The organism is Kingella sp. SNUBH-2017 (genome assembly GCF_028680565.1).
Classification (GTDB): Bacteria; Pseudomonadota; Gammaproteobacteria; order Burkholderiales; family Neisseriaceae; genus Kingella_D; species Kingella_D pumchi.
Window position 1 is genome coordinate 157,390 of sequence record NZ_JAPHVK010000002.1, and the last position, 17,562, is coordinate 174,951.

Consider the following 17,562-nt stretch of genomic DNA (forward strand, 5'->3'; position numbering starts at 1 on the left):
GGCTGCCTTCGGCTTTAATCCCCCATCGCCGCCAATAATTCCGCCTGATGCTCGGCAATCAGCGCGGCGGTAATCTCTTCCATATCGCCGTCCATCACAAAATCGAGCTTATGCAGGGTGAGATTGATGCGGTGGTCGGTAACGCGGCCTTGCGGGTAGTTGTAGGTGCGGATGCGCTCGCTGCGGTCGCCGCTGCCGATAAGGGATTTGCGCTCGGCGGCTTCTTTGGCTTGGGCTTCGCGTTTTTGCGCGTCGTTGAGCCGCGCGGCCAAGACTTTCATCGCTTGGGCTTTGTTGGCGTGCTGGCTGCGGCCGTCTTGGCATTCCACCACCATGCCGGTGGGCAGGTGGGTGATGCGTACGGCGGAATCGGTTTTGTTGATGTGCTGGCCGCCCGCGCCCGATGCGCGGAAGGTGTCGATGCGCAAATCGGCGGGGTTGAGCTGGATTTCTTCCAACTCGTCCGCTTCGGGCATCACGGCGACGGTGCAGGCGGATGTGTGGATACGCCCTTGGCTCTCGGTGGCAGGCACGCGTTGCACGCGGTGGCCGCCGCTTTCAAATTTGAGTTTGCTGTATGCGCCCAGCCCGATCAGCCGCACGATCACTTCTTTATAGCCGCCCAAGTCGCTTTCGTTGGCGGAAACGATTTCGGTTTGCCAGCGGTTGCGCTCGGCGTAGCGGCTGTACATACGCAGCAAATCGCCTGCGAACAGCGCGGCTTCGTCGCCGCCGGTACCGGCGCGGATTTCTATGAAGATGTTTTTGTCGTCGTCGGCATCTTTGGGCAGCAACAGTTTTTGCAATTCAAAATCCAGCCGTTCAATGGCTTCTTTGGCAGCCTGAATTTCTTCGGCGGCAAAGTCTTTCATTTCGGGGTCGGACAGCATTTCTTGCGCGTCTGCCAAATCGTTTTGCGCTTGGGTGTAGGCGTGGTAGGTTTCCACGATGGGCGTAAGCTCGGCGTGCTCTTGGTTGAGACGGCGGTAGTTGTCCATGTTTGCGGTGGCTTCGGGCGAGCCGAGCAAGGCGGTTACTTCTTCCAGGCGCTCGGACAGGGTTTGCAGTTTGCTTAAAACGGAAGGCTTCATAAGGATAAAACGGCCTTTCAGGCAGTCTGAAAGGACTCAAAAAGGGGAAAGAAAAGGCGGCGATTATAAGCCAAAGCGCGGCTTTCAGGCTGCCTGCGCGCACAGGGGCGGGCAAAACGGGCGGCGATTCGCTATATAATGGCGGCGCTTTGAATTTTCCACGACGCCGCACCATGATTTATTTCCTGCTCTCCCCCGCCAAAAACCTTAATGAAAACCGCGATATTGCCCTTGATGCTACCGCCCAGCCGCCGCTGTTGGATCAGGCGCGGCTGCTGATGGACGAATTGAAAAAACTCGCGCCGCAGGACTTGGCGGCGCTGATGAAGGTTTCCGACAAAATCGCCCTGCGCAACGCCGAGCGCAACGCCGCCTGGGCGCCGCCCTTTACCACCGACAACGCCAAAGCGGCGCTGTATCTGTTTAACGGCGACGTTTACGAAGGCATCGACGCCTACCGCCGCGCACCCGCCGAAATCGGCTATATCCAGCGCTGCGTGCGCCTGCTCTCCGGCCTGTACGGCGTTGTCCGCCCGCTCGATCTGATCCAGCCCTACCGCCTGGAAATGGGCACGCCCTTTGCCAACGCGCGCGGCGCCAACCTTTACCGCTTCTGGGGCACGCGCATTGCCGACTGGCTCAACGGCGACATGCAGACCGCCGGCGCCACCACGCTGGTCAATCTCGCGTCGCAAGAGTATTACAAAGCCGTTTCAGGCAGCCTGAAAGCCGAAATCATCACCCCCGTATTCAAAGACTGGAAAAACGACGGCTACAAAACCATCAGTTTCTACGCCAAACGCGCGCGCGGGCTGATGGTGCGCTACGCCGCCGAGCGCCAAATCCAAAACGCCGAAGAACTGAAAAACTTCGATTTGGAAGGCTATGCCTACAACGAAGCGGCCAGCAGCGCCGGCGAATGGGTCTTCCTGCGCCAAACGGCAGCCTGAAAACGGAAAAACACCATGCAACTGGCCAAATACCTGCAGGCACAGCGCTACGGTAGCCGCAAACAATGCCGCCATCTGGTGCAGGATGAGCGGGTGGCAGTCAACGGCGAAATCCTGAGCGACCCCGCCGCCGAAATCGACCCCGCCGCCGTATCGCAGCTGGAAATCGACGGCGAAGCCCAGCTGCTGATCCCGCTGCCCCACTACTACATCGTGCTGCACAAACCCGCCGGCTACGAAACCTCGCACAAACCGCGCGACTGGCCGAGCGTATTTTCGCTGTTGCCCGACCGCATACGCGATGCCGAACCACAGGCGCTGGGGCGGCTCGATGCCGACACCACCGGCGTTTTGCTGATCAGCAACGACGGCGCCTTCAACCACCGCCTGACCTCGCCCAAGTACCACGTCGCCAAGCGCTACCGCGCCACGCTCAAGCATGCCGCCGATAACAATCTGTGCCGCCAGCTGCTATCCGGCGTGCTGCTGCATGACGACAACGAAACCGTTGCCGCCGATGCCGCCGAACTGGCCGACCCGCACACCCTGCTGCTGACCATCAGCGCCGGCCGCTACCATCAGGTCAAGCGCATGGTCGCCGCCGCCGGCAACCGCGTCGAAAGCCTGCACCGCCTGCGCTTTGGCGCGTGGGACTGCGAAGACCTTGCGCCCGGCCAATGGCGTTTTGTTTTGCCCTGATTTTCCGCTTTCAGGCTGCCTGAAACCCCGCAAAAACGTTTTTCAGGCAGCCTGAAAACCCCCAAACCCGCTGCAGGCAGCCTGAAAGCATCCGCCGGCCTTTTCAGGCTGCCTGCCCCATCCGCCCGATTGCGAGCCGCCATGAGCGAAGCCCTGTTTGCCACCGACTGCCCCAGCTGCGGCGCCCCCGTCCGCAGCCACTCCGCCACCTCGGTTACCCTGGTCTGCGGCTACTGCCGCAGCCTGCTGGTGCGCCGCGACGACAGCCTGACCGACAGCGGCCGCGATTCGGCGCTGCTCGAAGACTTCAGCCCGCTGCAAATCGGCACCACCGGCATCTTCGCCACCCGCAGCTTCCGCATCGCCGGCCGCCTGCAGGTGCGCTACGACGCCGGCATGTGGAACGAATGGTATCTGCTGTTTGACGACGGCGGCAGCGGCTGGCTTTCCGAATCGGGCGACCTGTACTCGCTCACCCGCCCCGCCGACGCTCCCGCCGCCCTGCCCGCTTTCGACGACATCCGCGCCGGCTTCAGCCTCCTGGACTACGGCGGCCGCCGCTTCACCGCTGCCGACGTGCGCGAAATCACCCTTTCCGAAACCGCCGCCGAAGGCGAGCTGCCCTTTGAAGTGCCGGCACGCTTTGACAACCGCGCCGCCGACTGGCGCTGCGAAAACCTGTTTCTCACCGTCGATTACAGCGGCGGCAGGCAGCCTGAAAGCGCCGAAGTCTTTTTCGGCCGCATGGTAGGACTGGACGAATTGGCGCTGCAGCACACCCGCAGCAGCGACGCCATCCGCGCCGGCGCCGGCCGGCTCAAAGGCGAGCGCGCCGGCGAAAGCTGCCCCAACTGCGGCTCGCCGCTGGAGTGGCCGGCCGGCGTCAGCACCACCCTGCTCTGCCCCTCCTGCGGCAGCGATTTGGACGTTTCCGCCGGCCGCGCCGAACTGATCGCCGTCAACGCCATGCGCCGCGCCCAAGAAGAGTCCTTCACTATCCCCCTGGGCAGCGTCGGCCGCTTCCAAAACGGCCGCTACACCCTGATCGGCGTGGTGCGCTGGGAAGAAATCGACGCCCAAGCTGCCATCGACACCCTAAACGGGCGCAAAGCGCGTGCCGTGCGCGAAGGCGGCTGGACGGAATACCTGCTCTACTCGCCGCAAAACGGCTTTTACTGGCTGGTCGAAGCCGAAGACGGCTGGAGCGTGTCGCAAACCCTGCGCCAATGGCCGAATTTGTCTGCCGACGGCCGCCCGCAGGGCCTGCAGCCGCTCTACGAATACGGCGGCCGCGTCGCCTACGCCGCCGGCGCCTTCTATTGGCACATCCGCAGCGGCGACACCAATTTCTACCGCGACTACCGCCAGGGCAAGGGCAAACTCAGCGCCGAATTATCGTCCGGCGAATTGGCCTGGAGCCGCAGCAGCCCCATCAGCCACCGGGAAGTCGCCGCCGCCTTCAACCTTGATGCCGAGCGCTTTGCCGGCTCCGGCACCGGCTACGACGACAGCGAAACAAGCTTCTCCTACCGCATCAAATTCGTTATCGCCTTTCTGATTATCAACCTGCCCGCCTTTGCCAGCATGGACGACGACGCCTTTGACAACGTACTCGTCGTCAATCTGATCGTATTCGCCTTTTTGCTGATCGGCCACCTCGGCAGAGACGACGATTAAGGCTTTCAGGCAGCCTGAAAGCCCAAGCAGCCTGAAAGTGCGCCCCAACCGGATTCCCGAATCCGGCAAAACCCGCCACCCCGTAGGGTGCCGCACCGCGCACCAAAAGCAGCCTGAAACTGCCATCCCGCCGTGCACCTTACTCCCTCCTCTGCGCCCCAAGCGCGGGGGAGGGTTGGGGTGGGGGTGGCAGTTCGCAGAACTGCTTTAGCTGCCGCAGCCGATCGGTAAAGTTTCCCCAGCGGCTACCGCCCCCACCCTAACCCTCCCCTGCAAGCGGGAGAGGGGGCGCGGTAGTCTGAAAACCCAAAGCAGCCTGAAACCCCCAAACACCATGACCCCGCACCAACTGCAAGACTTTCTCCACCGCCACATTCCCGCCTGCGCCGCCCTCGGCATCCGCGTCGTATCCTGCAGCCGCAGCCGCGTCGAACTGCTGCTGCCGCACGCACCCAACCGCAACCACAAAAACACCGTTTTCGGCGGCAGCACCGCGCTGGGCGCCACCGTGTGCGGCTGGGCGCTGGTGCATCTGAACTGCCCGCAGGCCGGCGGCAACATCGTGATCCAAAGCGGCGAAACCCGCTATCCCGCCCCTGCCCGCGGTGACCTGCTGCTCTGCGCCGACAGCCCCACAGAGAGCGACTGGCAGCGCTGCCGCACCATGCTTGAGCAGCGGGGCAAAGGTAAAATTACGATCGAAGTGCGCGCCTATTCGCAAAACGTTCTCGCCGCCGAATTCAGCGGCCGCTATGTGGTGCTCGCCGCATAGCACCACCGCACCGCCCAAACTTTCAGGCTGCCTTTTCCATACGGGAAAGGCAGCCTGAAAGTTTGCAGGCATTGAAAGACAAAAGCTGCCCGAAATGCTTGCGGAAATGCCGTGCTTCCTTCTTCGATACTGTTTTACATCCTGCGCATCATCCACATAAAGTAGGCGCCGCCGAGCAGGGTGGCCATCATGCCGGCGGGGACTTCGTAAGGGAACATGATCTGCCTGCCCAGCCAGTCGGCGGCGGGCATGACGGCGGCGCCGATGAGGGCGGCGGAGACGAGCTGGTGTCCCGCGCGGCGCGCGCCGAGCATGGCGGCCAGGTGGGGGGCGAGCAGGCCGACGAAGCTGAGCGGGCCGATGAGCAGGGTGGCCAGCGCGGTGAGGACGGCGGAGAGCAGCACCAGCACCAGCCGTGCGGCGGGTACGTTGACACCGGCGGAGGCGGCAACAACGGCATCGAGGCTGAGCAGGGCGAGCCAGCGCTGCAGCGGCAGCACGGCGGCCAGCAGCGCAAGGGCGGCAAGGGCGACGGTTACCGCGCTTTCGGGGGTGGCGTGGTAGGTGGAGCCGCTCATCCAAATCAAGAGCTGCTGCACGCGGAAGTCGCCGCCTGCCGTCCAGATGCGGATGGCGGCATCGCTGAGGGCGGCCAGTGCCATGCCGGTGAGCAGGACTTTTTCGGGGGCGAGGCCGTTTTTGCGGTTGAACAGCAGCAAAAGGCCGAGAGTGGCGAGGGCGGAGGCGAGGCCGGCGAGCCAGAACCAGAGGCTGCCGGAGGTGATGCCGAACAGCATGACGGAGGCCATCGCGCCGAAGGCGGTGCCTGCGCTGACGCCTAGCAGTTCGGGGCCGGCCATGGGGTTTTTGGTTACGCGTTGCAGGATGACGCCGGTGATGGCGAGCATGGTGCCGGTGGCGGCGGCCAGCAGGATGCGCGGGTAGCGGAAGGCGAAGTAGGCGGGGTCGACGGTCAGCCGCCAGCTTTCGTCATAGCGTCCGGCCAAGAGGGAGAAGGCGAGGACGGCGGCGGTGATGGCGGGCAGCAGGCGCAGTACGGGCGAGGGTTTGAGAGGGGCGGCGAGGGCATCGGAGGCAGCCTGAAAGGCGGGGCGCGGCGGGGATTTCATCAGCAGCCACAGCAGCAGCGGCGCGCCGGCCAGTGCGCTGACCGCGCCGGCGGGCAGGTCGGTGCCGTGGTAGTGTTTGAGCAGCATCAGGCTGTTGTCGGTGAGCATCAGCAGCATCGCGCCGACGGCGAAGGAGGCGGCCAGCCGTGCGGCGAGGGTGCGCACGCCGCTCTGGCGCACCAGTGTGGCGGCGGCCAGTCCGACAAAGCCCATCATGCCGACGTAGCCGACCACGCTCGCGCTGAGGAAGGCGGCGGCCAGGAGTGCAATCAGGCGGATTTTTTTGACGGGAATGCCGAGCGACTGCGCCTGGGTGTCGCTCAAACCCATGATGGTGAGGGGTTTGATGAGGACGGCGCACACCAGCGCGAAGGCGACGGTGCGCCACAGCAGTTGCAGGCTGTCGTGCCAGCTATCCTGCACCAGCGAGCCGCTGCCCCACTGCATCACGCCGCGCGTTTCTTCGCTGAAAAACAGCATGATGATGCCGGTGAACGAGCCGAGGTAGAGGCTGACCACCAGTCCGGCCAACACGACGGTGAGCGGTTGCAGCTCGCGCCGCGCCGAGAGGGCGAGCACGCCGCCCAGCGCGGCGGCGGCACCGGCAAAGGCTACGGCCGAGCCGCCGTAATCCAAGAGCGCGGGGGCGGCCACGGTGGCGGCCACCAGCGCGGTTTGCGCGCCGCTACTCACCGCCAGCGTGCTGTCGGAGGCCAGCGGGTTGCGCATCAGCTGCTGCATCAGCATGGTGGCCGCCGCCGTCGCGCCGCCGGCCAGCAGCGCCATCGCCATGCGCGGCAGGGTGTTGTTCTGCACGGTGAGCGCGGCTATCGGCAGGCTGTCGGGCGCGTCGAACAGACGGGCAATCGGCAGTGTCCATTCCAGCCGCAGCACCTGCGCGGCGGTGAGGGCGCATAGCGCGGCCAAAGCGAGGCAGAGCCATACGGCAGGCGGCCTGAAAAAACGGTTTACCACGGGATTTCCTTTTCAGAGGGCAGTTTTTCGCCGAGCTGGTTGGCAAACTGCTGCATGGCGGGCAGGCCGCCGTAGCTCCACGAGGGGGCGAAGATGCGGCGGTTGGCGGCGCGGGAAAACGGCAGCCGCCGCCACAGGGTGCTGTTTTCCAGAATGCGGCGGGTGTTCGGCGGGTGCGGTTTGACCACAATCAGCAGCGTGTCCGGCGGCAGCTTGGCCAGATCCGGCAGGGTAATGTTGGCAAAGCCCCATTCGTTGCTCGCGCCCGTCCACGCGTTTTTCAGGCCGAGCTTGTCGAACACCGCCTGAAACAGCGAAGTTTTGCCGTAAATGCGCAGGTGGCGGCCGTCGGCAAACTGCACCACCGCCAGTGGGCGGCTGCGGTAGGCGGCCAGCGCGGCGCGGTGTCTGGCGAACAGGGTTTCGGTGTCGGCCACCAGCTTTTCGGCGGCGGGCGCGTCGCCGATGATTTTGCCCAGCTTGCGCGTCGTTGCCACTGTGTGCGCGTAGTCTATGCCTTTGTCCGTGCCGAAGGCGACTTCGTACACCGGCGCGATTTTTTCAAACTGCGGCTTGGCCGAGGCGTACCACGGCGACTGCACGAAAAAATCGGGCTTGATCTGATAGAGCCGCTCCAAATTGGGCTGGAAGCGCAAACCGGCTTCCAGCGTGCTTTTGGGCAGCGGCGGGTAGTTTACCCAGGTGTCGTACACGCGGCGGTCGGCCACGCCGACGGGCGGATGCCCCATCGCGGTAAGGGTTTCGGCCACCGTCCAGTCGGAAGTGGCCACGCGCGGCGCGGCGGCGGCGGTGGCGGCGCACAGGCAAAGCAGCAGGGCGGTGAGGCCGTCTGAAAAGCGCAGGCAGCCTGAAACACGCAGGCCGTCTGAAAAGCGGGAAAGCATGGGAAAATCCTATGGCAGGGCGATGGGGCGGCCGTTTTCGGGGTGGGCGATGATGTTCATGTCCACGCTGTAAATGTCTTTGAGCACCGGCGCGGTCATAATTTCAGCCGGCTTGCCGGTTTTCAGCAGTCGCCCGCCCTTGAGCGCCACCAGTTCGTCACAGTATTGGGCGGCAAGGTTGATGTCGTGGATGACGATGACCACGCCCAGACCGAGGGTTTGCGACAGGTTTTTCACCAGAGCCATCACTTCGATCTGGTGGGCGATGTCCAGCGCGGCCAGCGGCTCGTCCAGCAGCAGATAGCGGCTTTGCTGCGCCAGACACATGGCCAGCCAGATGCGCGAGCGTTCGCCGCCGGAAAGAGTATCGACGATTTGGCCGGTAAAGCGTTCGGTGTGGGTGAGACGAAAGGCTTCGGCCACGGCCTGGCAGTCTGCTTCGCTGCTGCGCCCCAGAAGGCCGCTCCATGCGTAGCGCCCCATCGCCACCAGCTCTTCGGCTTTGAGAGCGGTGGCAGCGGGCAGATACTGCGGCAGGTAGGCGGTTTGGCGGGCATAGCTGCGGGCGGAGTAGTCTGCAATGTCTCTGCCGTCGAGCAGGATGCGGCCGGAGACGGGGCGGTGCTGGCGGGTAAGCAGTTTGAGCAGGGTGGACTTGCCGGAGCCGTTGTGGCCGATCAGTCCGTAGACTTTGTTGGTGTCAAAAGAGACGGTAATGCCATGCAGCAGCGTGCGTTCGGGCACGGCGAAGGTGGCGTTTTCGATTTGGAACACGGGGCGGGTCTTTCGCAACGGATGAAAAGCAGCCTGAAAGCAGGTTTGGGGTTTTCAGGCTGCTTTGGGCGGAAAAAGAAGCAGCCTGAAAACAAGATGCACGATTTTCAGGCTGCCTGTACAGATCAGACAAAGAGCCGTCTGAAAACCCGGTTTTCAGACGGCCTGCGCCTTATTTTAGAAATCCACGCTGGCCGACAGGCTGAAGCTGCGCGGGGCACCGGCATTCAAGTAGCCGCTGCCGGGATAGCCGCCGACGGACGCCCAGTATTTTTTGTTGGTTACATTGTCGAGACGGGCGCGGAAGGTGGTTTCATGGCCGCCGATTTGGGTACGGTAGCGTGCGCCGAGGTCAAAGCGTGCCCAACCTTTTACCTTAAGGGTGTTGGCGGCATCGGCATAGGAAGAGCCGGTATAGGTCATGCGGCCGTCAAAGGCCAGACCCTGCACCTGCGGCACTTCCCATTCCACGCCGATATTGGCCTGCGCTTTGGGCACGCCGATGGTGCGTTTGCCCTCGGTGGCCGCGTCACCGGTGGTTTTTTGCTTGGCGTCAAGGAAGGTTACGCCGCCCAAGACTTTCACGCCCTTGACCGCTTCGCCGTACACGCTGATTTCCGCACCGCGGTGGCGGTCTTTGCCGCTTGAAGTCAGCTCGGCCTGGCCGCCGGCTACGCGGTAGAGCGAGCGCGGTTTGGCGGTATCAAACAGTGCCAAACCCGCACCAAAGCCGTCATGCTCGAATTTCACGCCGATTTCTTTTTGTTTGGAAACATAGGGCTTGAGCGATTCGTTGGCATTGCGCACGCTGTAAACCGTGCCGCCGACGGTAGCAGTGGCATTGGCGGTGTCGCCTTTGGCGAGACTTTCCATATAGTTGCCGTACACCGATACGCTAGGCGTGATGCGGTACAGTACGCCGAGAGCAGGACTGACCCGCGATTTTTTGTATTCGGAAGTTTTCGCACCGGTGTTGTAGGCGAAGTCTTCGCTGCGCATCTGCTGCCAGCGGGCGCCGAGAGTAACCTGCAAGCGTTTGTCGAGCAGGCTCAGGGTGTCGCCCAAAGCAAAGCTGGTGAGCTTCAGACGGCCAGTAACGGCGGGGCTGTCCATATCGTTGCCGCGAAACGGGGCACCAAATGCCGGTTTGCCGTAATAAGACGGGTGGTAAAGATTGGTGGCAAACTGGTTGCCCCAGTCCATGACGTAGGCGTTTTTGCGCGAGGACTGGAAGCGGTTGAGTGCCGCCGCCCATTCGTGCTGCACCGCGCCGGTGGCGAATTTGCCGCGCAGGCCGACTTCGCCGGTGTCGATTTTGTCGCGGCGCTCGTTGTCGAAGCGGTAGAACGTGCCGTTGCCGTTAATATTGTTGACCGTGAGGTTGGCCAGCGAGTTGCCCTCTTTGCTGCGGCGCAAACCGTAAGCGGCATAAGCGGTAAGGCTGTCATTAAAATCGTATTCGCCGCGCAAGGTACCAAACCAGTCGCGCTCGTTGGAATAGCTCCACGGTTGAGCCCAGTTTGAAGAGGCTCTGGGTGCAGAGGGCACTTCGGTAAGGCCGGCCAGGGTAACGTTGGTGCGCGTGGCTTTGAGTTTGTTGTCCTGCCAGCCCAGATCGGCCGACACGCGAGCTTGTTCACTACGCCAGTCGAAACCCGCGTTAATCAGGCTAAGGCGGCTTTTTTCATCATCAACCGCCGTTTTGCCGTTGTGGTGCGCCGCATTGATACGCACGCCGAATGCATCGTTTGCACCGAAACGGCGGGCAATATCGGCCGACAGACCGCCGCGCGTGCCCGCGCCGTAGTTGGCAGAAACGCGGGTCAGGCTTTCATTGGGCGCACGTTTGGGCAGTACCGAAACCGTGCCGCCCGCATTGTTGCCGCCCGGCGCCATGCCGTTGAGGAAGGCCGACGCGCCTTTTTGCACTTCCACGCGCTCAAACAGCTCGGTGGCGATGTACTGGCGCGGCAGGATGCCGTAGAGGCCGTTGTACATGGTGTCGTCGGATTCGCTGGCGAAACCGCGTATGAAATAGGATTCCTGGAAATTGCCGAACCCGCGCGCGATGCGCACAGTGGGGTCGTTTTGCAGCACGTCGCCCACGCTGCGGGCGTGTTTGTCCTGAATCAGTCGGTTGGTGTAGGCGGTGTTGGAAAACGGCGATTCGAGGTTGTTTTTGTTGCCGAGAATGCCGACGCGGCTGCCCCGCGCCACCTGCCCGCCGCGAAACGCGGGCACAAGGCCGCCTTTGGACGCGTCCGCGCTGGCAGTTACCGTTACGGTTTGCAATTCGCCGCTGTCTGCACTGTCCTCGGTTTCTGGCGTATCGGCAAAAGCCGGCATGGCAGCCAGTAGCGACAGGCTGATGACGCTGAGTTTTGATGCGTGTTTGAACATAATATTTTCCGAAGCTGGTTGTAAAAAGACAGGCATTATAACGAAAATCTTTATTATCTTAAATTTTTTAAAAAATTATTGTTTTTAGTTAACTAAACAACTGAAACCTAGCGTATTTCACGGTTCAAACAAACCAAGCCCCACCCAAAAGCAAACCGCACTACCCGATAACATTTCGGGCGGTGCGGTTTTTTATTGCTGCCGGCAGCTTAAAACGACACCTGCGGCGCCTGCGCCAAATCAGCGGCGTCCTCAAACTCCAGCGTCTGCACCGGACGGCCGTGGCCGGTTTGGGCGGCGATCAGATTGTGCGGGAACATCTGGATCAGCGTGTTGTACTCCATCACCGCGTCGTTATACGCCTGCCGCGCGAAGGCGATGCGGTTTTCGGTGCTGGCGATTTCCTCGGCAAGCTGGCGCATATTGGCGGCAGCCTGAAGCTCGGGATACGCCTCCAGCTGCACCTGCACCGCGCGCAGCGCCTGCATCAGCAGGTTTTCCGCCTGCGCCAGCGCGGCGGTATTTTCCGGCGTGGCCGCCGCCAGCAGCGCCGCCGCCTGGTTGCGCGCCTCGCTTACCTGCGTAAAGGTGTCGTTCTCGTGCTTCAAATAGGCTTTGGCGGTTTCGGCCAGATTCGGAATCAAATCGTGGCGGCGCTTGAGCTGCACGCCGATTTGGGCAAAAGCATTCTGATAGCCGTTTCGCGCGCCGACCAAACGGTTGTAAATCAGCACTACCACCACAGCGGCGGCAATAATCAAGAGTAGAAGCAACCAAGCCATAATGTTCTCCCAAGTGTTAGAATCGCGCGTTTTACGCGGGGCGGACCAACATCCGCCCGCAGCAATCTTAACATTATTCAGGTAGCCTGAAAGCCTTAAACCGCCAAGATTATGAACATCCTCCAAGCCGAAAACCTGTCTTTTGCCGTCGGCCATGTCGCCCTGCTCGACAAAGCCGCTTTCCAACTCGATGCCGGCGAGCGCGTCGGCCTGATCGGGCGCAACGGCGCGGGCAAGTCTTCGCTGTTGAAAATCCTTGCCGGCGTGCAGAAGCCCGACGACGGCCAGCTTGTTTTCCAAAACGGCCTGAAAACGGTGTATGTGCCGCAGGAAAGTTTTTTCGACCCGCAAGCCACGGTGTTCGACGCCGTATCCGAAGGCTTGGGCAGCCTGCGCGACGTGCTGCGCCGCTATCATGCGCTGCTCTCGGAACTGGAAAGACAGCCTGCGACCGAAGGAAGTCCCTTTGGGAAAAATGCCGAGCTCGCCGCCGAAATGAACGCGCTGCAAAACCAAATCGAAGCGCAAAACGGCTGGCAGTTCGACGCCGCCGTGCGCCAGGCCATCGGCGAACTCGGTCTGCCGGAAAACGAAACCATCGCCAACCTGTCCGGCGGCCAGAAAAAGCGCGTCGCCCTTGCCCAAGCCTGGGTGCAGAAGCCCGACATTCTGCTTTTGGACGAGCCGACCAACCATCTCGATATCGACGCCATCATCTGGCTGGAAAACCTGTTGCGCGGCTTTTCAGGCAGCCTGATTGTGATTACCCACGACCGCCGTTTTCTCGACAACATTGCCACCCGCATTGTCGAACTCGATCGCGGCATCCTGCGCTCCTACCCCGGCTCGTTTGCGCGTTACAGCGAGAAAAAAGCCGAAGAGTTGGCGGTGGAAGCCGAGCACAACCGCCTGTTCGACAAATTCCACGCGCAGGAAGAAGCGTGGATACGCAAGGGCATCGAAGCGCGGCGCACCCGCAACGAAGGCCGCGTGCGCCGTTTGGAAGAGCTGCGCCGCCAACGCGCCGCGCGCCGCGAGCGGCAGGGGCAGGTGTCGTTCAAACTCGATACCGGCGAAAAAAGCGGCAAAATCATCGCCGAACTGGAACACGCCAGCTTCGACTACGGCGGCAAGCCCATCATGCGCGACTTCTCCGCCGTGATTCAGCGCGGCGACAAAATCGGCCTGATCGGCGCGAACGGCATCGGCAAAACCACGTTTTTGAAGCTGATTTTGGGCGAACTCGCGCCCACCGGCGGCAAAATCCGCCTCGGCAGCAAGCAGGAAGTGGCGTATTTCGACCAATTCCGCAGCGCGCTGAACGAAAACGACACCGTGTTCTACACCCTCGGACAGGGCAACGATTATGTGGAAATCGGCGGCAAAAAGCGGCACGTGATGGGCTATCTGGAAGACTTCCTGTTCCACCCCGCCCGCGCCCAGTCGCCCGTGTCGTCACTCTCCGGCGGCGAGCGTAACCGCCTGCTGCTGGCCAAGCTCTTCACCCGCCCCGCCAATATTCTGGTGCTCGACGAGCCGACCAACGATTTGGACATCGACACGCAGGAATTGCTGGAAGAGCTGCTGCGCGACTACGACGGCACCGTGTTTCTGGTGTCGCACGACCGTACCTTTTTGGATAACGTCGTTACCCAAAGCATCGTCTTTGAAGGCGAAGGCCGCCTGAAAGAATACGTCGGCGGCTATCAGGATTATCTCGATGCCAAAAACCGCGAGCAGACTTTTCAGGCTGCCACACCTGCGAAATCCGCCACCGAAGACGCCCCCGCCAAGTCCGCCAAACCCAAAGCCAACCGCACCGTCAAACTCTCCTACAAAGAGCAGCGCGAACTCGACGCCCTGCCCGACGAAATCGCCACACTCGAAACCGAGCAAAACGAACTGGCCGCGCAACTGTCCGACCCCGAAGTCTTCCGCGACTACGAAAAAGCCGCCGAATTGCAGCAGCGTGCGGAAGCGGTGGAAAACGAGCTGATGGAAAAACTGGAAAGATGGGAAGAATTGGAAGCCAAGCAGAATGGGGCAGGCTGAAACTTTTGTATCGCAAACACGAAACCTTTTCCCCTTTAAATAACGTCATTAGCTTACGCAAGTCCGCTGCGCTATCCCCACGCAGCGGACTTGCGTAAGCTAATGACGGCTCTCCCAAAAAAAGCAGCCTGAAAACACCAATCCAAGGTTTTCAGGCTGCTTTTTTTGCTTTCAGGCTGCCCAAAGTCTGCCTAGCCATACACCGAACGCAGAATCAGGCTGCTCATCCGGTACACATACACCGCGATATCGAACCAGCCGACAAACCAGCCGAAACGCGCTAAAGCCAGGCCGCGCGCCGGGGTTTCGCGCAGCTGCCACAGGGCAATGCCGCCAAACGCCGCCGCGCACACCCCGCCCACGCCGATAAAGCAGACAAACGGCGGATAGATCCACGCCAAAACCGCTGCCGCCGCGCTGATAATTGCGGCATCGTTCCAATCTTGCCGGTTCATACACTCTCCTTTTTAAAGTTGTGCCGTACTTGCGCTGCCGATTTTAACCCAGCACACACGCCTTTTAAATCGCCGCCGCAGCCGGCGCAGCCTTTTTCAGGCTGCCTTTTCCGGCAAACAGGCAGCCTGAAACCGTTTGCGCGCCCAATAAAAAAACGTAAACTGCCGCCACCGTTTAACGCTGCAAGGAGAAAGCCATGAGCGCCCTTAAAACAAGCACCGCCCTGCTGCTGGCCGCCGCGCTGCTGTTTCAGGCTGCCTGCACTGCCGAAACGCCGGAAGACGAAGCCAGAAAGGCCGCCGAGCGCGAGCAGAAACGGCGGCGCGATATTTCGTGGAAAGAACAAGTCAAACTGCAGGACGGCAGGGTGATTCTAATCAGGCGTACTTTACACGCGCGCTTTACCAGCGAAGAGCTGAGCGATCGCGGCGGATACGAGACCATCGGGCAGGATGTGGAAGTGCTGGATGCCGCCGGTTTGGACGTGCCGCCCAAATGGTCGGATAAATGGAAGCCGATGATTCTCGATAAAGACCCCGATGGAACTTGGTTTATGGTGGTAACTTTGTCGAAATGTTTTCCGGATTGGCAATCCACTTTTCCATACCGGAAATATCGCGTTGCAAACGGGCAATGGGAGCGGGTGCAGTATGCGCCAATAGAGACCGTGCATCGTCCGCTAACTGCCGAACAATTTGATTTAAGTTTGATCGGCAGGGAGGCGAATATGACTTGGCTGGTTAGATATGCAGGAATGCCGGAAACGCTGTATCTGCGCGATAAGCCGTTTCATCCCCAAGATGATGGCACACCCGATTACAAACGAGAAGTTGTTACGGGAATGCCGTCAACCTGTACTTAAGCGCACCAATCCCGGCAAACACCACCGGCAGGATGCCCTACCCCAAAACCGATTTCCCGCCGGCATGTAACGGCTGCAAAACCTACTCCACCGCCTTTCAGGCTGCCTTGCCGACGCTTTGTGCGCAAACCGTCGGGCAGGCAGCCTGAAAAGCATTGCGGCCGCCGGCGCGACAAGCCCCCGTTTCGGCGCTACAATCGCCCCCTTTTTGCGGATACCGATTTCGTAGGAGCAGCAGATGACTGAGTTTGTTCTCGCCCGCAGCGTCGGGCAGCCTAAAAACGCGCTGAAAATCACCGGCAAGATGATCAACCGCCACGGCCTGATTGCCGGCGCCACCGGTACCGGCAAAACCGTTACCCTGCGGCGCATGGCCGAAATGTTCAGCGCCGCCGGCGTGCCGGTGTTTCTGGCCGACGTGAAAGGCGATTTGTCGGGCATTTCCCGCGCCGGCGACGGCGGCGGCAAGGTCGGCGAGCGCATGGCGCAGTTTGGTTTAGATGCGGACTATCTGGCCGGTTTTCCCGTGCGCTTTTGGGATGTGTACGGCGAAACCGGCATTCCGGTGCGCGTGAGCGTGTCGCAGATGGGGCCGATGCTCTTGGCGCGGCTGATGAATCTGAACGACACCCAGGAAGGGCTGCTCAATATCGTTTTCAAAGTGGCCGACGACAAAGGCTGGCACCTGATCGATCTGAAAGACTTGCGCGGCATGCTGCAGTATGTGTCGCAGCATGCCGCCGAATACCGCGAACGCTACGGCAATGTTTCCGCCGCCAGCGTCGGCGCCATCCAGCGCCAGCTGCTGCAGCTTGAGAGCGAAGGCGCCGAGCGCTTTTTCGGCGAGCCTGAACTCAATCTGGCCGACTGGCTGCAAACCGACGGCAGCCGCGGCGTGGTCAATATTCTCAACGCCGAAAAACTGATCCGCTCGCCGCGCCTTTACAGCGCCTTTATGCTGTGGTTTCTGGCCGAACTCTTTGAAATGCTGCCTGAAAGCGGCGATCTGCCACTGCCCAAGCTGGTGCTGTTTTTCGACGAAGCGCATCTGATGTTCGACAACCCCGCCCCCGCGCTGATGCAGCAGATCGAGCAGGTGGTGCGCCTGATCCGCTCCAAAGGCGTGGGCGTGTATTTCGTCAGCCAAAACCCGCTGGACATTCCCGACAGCGTGCTCGGCCAGCTCGGCAACCGCGTCCAGCACGCCCTGCGCGCCTTTACCCCGCGCGACCAAAAGGCCGTGAAAGCCGCCGCCGACACCTTCCGCAGCAACCCCAATCTCAAAGTGGCCGAAGCCATCGGCGAATTGGGCATCGGCGAAGCGCTGGTGTCGCTGCTCGACGAAAAAGGCATGCCCGCACCGGTGGAACGCGCCTGGATTATGCCGCCGCAGTCGCAGCTCGCCCCGCTTGCCGACGCCGAGCGCCAGGCCGCCTTCCAGTCCGACATCCTTTACCACCACTACAAAGACGCGGTGGACAACTTCTCCGCCTACGAAGCTCTGCAGCAGTTTGAAGCCGAACAGGCGCAGCAGGCTGCCGCCCAAGCCGAAGCCCAAGCCGCACAAAAAAGCGCCGCCAAAGCCGAAAGCAAAAGCGAAGCGCAATCCGGCGGCGGCATCGTCGGCGGCTTTCTCGGCGGACTCTTCGGCAGCCGCAAAAAATCCAACCAGGGCATGGCTTACGACCTGGCCGATTCGGTAGGCGACCAAATCAACAAACAAATCACCCGCACCATCTCCCGCAGCGTGATGGGCGTGATTAAAAACATGCTCAAATAGGCAGCCTGAAACCGCCATCCTGCCGTGCACCTTGCTCTCTCCCCTACGTCCCAAGCGCGGGGGAGGGTTGGGGTGGGAGTGGCAGCAGGTAGGTTGGGTTGCAAACCCAACATCAGCAAGGAATCTAACCGCATTGTTGGGTCGCGATCCAAGCTACAACTGCTGCCGCAGCCGATCGGTAAAAGTTTTCCGCAACGGCCACCGCCCCCCACCCTAGTCCTCCTCCGCAAGCGCAAGCGGAAACGCGTCGGCTGGCA

The 17,562-nt window shown here is 61.5% G+C and carries 14 protein-coding genes; 7 read left to right on the top strand and 7 right to left on the bottom strand.

Features of this window, described 5'->3' with window-relative positions:
- Positions 1–14: 14 nt before the first annotated feature.
- Positions 15–1,091, bottom strand: coding sequence for a peptide chain release factor 1 (gene prfA / locus OP500_RS03065; RefSeq protein WP_274070145.1), 1,077 nt, complete (start codon positions 1,089–1,091; stop codon positions 15–17).
- A 176-nt stretch (positions 1,092–1,267) separates the two neighbouring features.
- On the opposite strand from prfA, the gene yaaA reads away from it, so the two are divergent.
- The 4 genes from yaaA to OP500_RS03085 all read left to right on the top strand — a co-directional run bounded on the left by yaaA (position 1,268) and on the right by OP500_RS03085 (position 5,189).
- Positions 1,268–2,041 carry a peroxide stress protein YaaA gene (gene yaaA, locus OP500_RS03070; protein WP_274070189.1) on the top strand — a complete coding sequence of 258 codons (774 nt, stop codon included), beginning with the start codon at positions 1,268–1,270 and terminating at the stop codon, positions 2,039–2,041.
- 15 nt (positions 2,042–2,056) lie between these two features.
- Positions 2,057–2,740 carry a pseudouridine synthase gene (locus tag OP500_RS03075; RefSeq protein WP_274070146.1) on the top strand — a complete coding sequence of 228 codons (684 nt, stop codon included), beginning with the start codon at positions 2,057–2,059 and terminating at the stop codon, positions 2,738–2,740.
- A gap of 141 nt (positions 2,741–2,881) precedes the next feature.
- Entirely contained in the window at positions 2,882–4,417 is a 1,536-nt protein-coding gene (locus OP500_RS03080) for a DUF4178 domain-containing protein (RefSeq protein ID WP_274070147.1), read from the top strand.
- A gap of 334 nt (positions 4,418–4,751) precedes the next feature.
- On the top strand, positions 4,752–5,189 hold the full coding sequence (locus OP500_RS03085) for a YiiD C-terminal domain-containing protein (RefSeq protein WP_274070148.1): 438 nt from the start codon (positions 4,752–4,754) through the stop codon (positions 5,187–5,189).
- Positions 5,190–5,323: 134 nt separating this feature from the next.
- On the opposite strand, the gene fhuB is transcribed toward OP500_RS03085, so the two are convergent.
- The 5 genes from fhuB to OP500_RS03110 all read right to left on the bottom strand — a co-directional run bounded on the left by fhuB (position 5,324) and on the right by OP500_RS03110 (position 12,155).
- Entirely contained in the window at positions 5,324–7,294 is a 1,971-nt protein-coding gene (gene fhuB / locus OP500_RS03090) for a Fe(3+)-hydroxamate ABC transporter permease FhuB (protein ID WP_274070149.1), read from the bottom strand.
- Complete coding sequence (locus OP500_RS03095; RefSeq protein ID WP_274070150.1) at positions 7,288–8,199, bottom strand: iron-siderophore ABC transporter substrate-binding protein; 912 nt, start codon at positions 8,197–8,199, stop codon at positions 7,288–7,290. Before OP500_RS03095 ends, fhuB begins: the two co-directional genes overlap by 7 nt.
- Before the next feature lie 9 nt (positions 8,200–8,208).
- A complete protein-coding gene (locus tag OP500_RS03100) occupies positions 8,209–8,973 on the bottom strand; it encodes an ABC transporter ATP-binding protein (RefSeq protein ID WP_274070151.1) in 765 nt (254 codons plus the stop codon).
- Positions 8,974–9,150: 177 nt separating this feature from the next.
- A complete protein-coding gene (locus OP500_RS03105) occupies positions 9,151–11,373 on the bottom strand; it encodes a TonB-dependent receptor (RefSeq protein WP_274070152.1) in 2,223 nt (740 codons plus the stop codon).
- A 209-nt stretch (positions 11,374–11,582) separates the two neighbouring features.
- Entirely contained in the window at positions 11,583–12,155 is a 573-nt protein-coding gene (locus OP500_RS03110; protein WP_274070153.1) for a LemA family protein, read from the bottom strand.
- 111 nt (positions 12,156–12,266) lie between these two features.
- On the opposite strand from OP500_RS03110, the gene OP500_RS03115 reads away from it, so the two are divergent.
- On the top strand, positions 12,267–14,207 hold the full coding sequence (locus OP500_RS03115) for an ATP-binding cassette domain-containing protein (RefSeq protein WP_274070154.1): 1,941 nt from the start codon (positions 12,267–12,269) through the stop codon (positions 14,205–14,207).
- A 191-nt stretch (positions 14,208–14,398) separates the two neighbouring features.
- Here OP500_RS03115 and OP500_RS03120 read toward each other — a convergent pair whose 3' ends face one another.
- Positions 14,399–14,662, bottom strand: a complete 264-nt coding sequence (locus OP500_RS03120; protein ID WP_274070155.1) for a DUF4190 domain-containing protein — start codon at positions 14,660–14,662, stop codon at positions 14,399–14,401.
- Positions 14,663–14,859: 197 nt separating this feature from the next.
- On the opposite strand from OP500_RS03120, the gene OP500_RS03125 reads away from it, so the two are divergent.
- The gene (locus tag OP500_RS03125; RefSeq protein ID WP_274070156.1) at positions 14,860–15,525 is read left to right on the top strand and encodes a hypothetical protein; all 666 of its coding nucleotides are present in this window, start codon (positions 14,860–14,862) and stop codon (positions 15,523–15,525) included.
- A 238-nt stretch (positions 15,526–15,763) separates the two neighbouring features.
- The gene (locus tag OP500_RS03130; protein WP_238747028.1) at positions 15,764–17,305 is read left to right on the top strand and encodes a helicase HerA-like domain-containing protein; all 1,542 of its coding nucleotides are present in this window, start codon (positions 15,764–15,766) and stop codon (positions 17,303–17,305) included.
- Positions 17,306–17,562 lie beyond the last annotated feature (257 nt).

Coding starts and splice junctions, on each gene's coding strand:
- prfA (WP_274070145.1), bottom strand. CDS start 1,091: ATGAAGCCTTCCGTTTTAAGCAAACTGCAAACCCTGTCCGAGCGCCTG.
- OP500_RS03075 (WP_274070146.1), top strand. CDS start 2,057: ATGCAACTGGCCAAATACCTGCAGGCACAGCGCTACGGTAGCCGCAAA.
- OP500_RS03080 (WP_274070147.1), top strand. CDS start 2,882: ATGAGCGAAGCCCTGTTTGCCACCGACTGCCCCAGCTGCGGCGCCCCC.
- OP500_RS03085 (WP_274070148.1), top strand. CDS start 4,752: ATGACCCCGCACCAACTGCAAGACTTTCTCCACCGCCACATTCCCGCC.
- OP500_RS03095 (WP_274070150.1), bottom strand. CDS start 8,199: ATGCTTTCCCGCTTTTCAGACGGCCTGCGTGTTTCAGGCTGCCTGCGC.
- OP500_RS03105 (WP_274070152.1), bottom strand. CDS start 11,373: ATGTTCAAACACGCATCAAAACTCAGCGTCATCAGCCTGTCGCTACTG.
- OP500_RS03110 (WP_274070153.1), bottom strand. CDS start 12,155: ATGGCTTGGTTGCTTCTACTCTTGATTATTGCCGCCGCTGTGGTGGTA.
- OP500_RS03115 (WP_274070154.1), top strand. CDS start 12,267: ATGAACATCCTCCAAGCCGAAAACCTGTCTTTTGCCGTCGGCCATGTC.
- OP500_RS03120 (WP_274070155.1), bottom strand. CDS start 14,662: ATGAACCGGCAAGATTGGAACGATGCCGCAATTATCAGCGCGGCGGCA.
- OP500_RS03125 (WP_274070156.1), top strand. CDS start 14,860: ATGAGCGCCCTTAAAACAAGCACCGCCCTGCTGCTGGCCGCCGCGCTG.
- OP500_RS03130 (WP_238747028.1), top strand. CDS start 15,764: ATGACTGAGTTTGTTCTCGCCCGCAGCGTCGGGCAGCCTAAAAACGCG.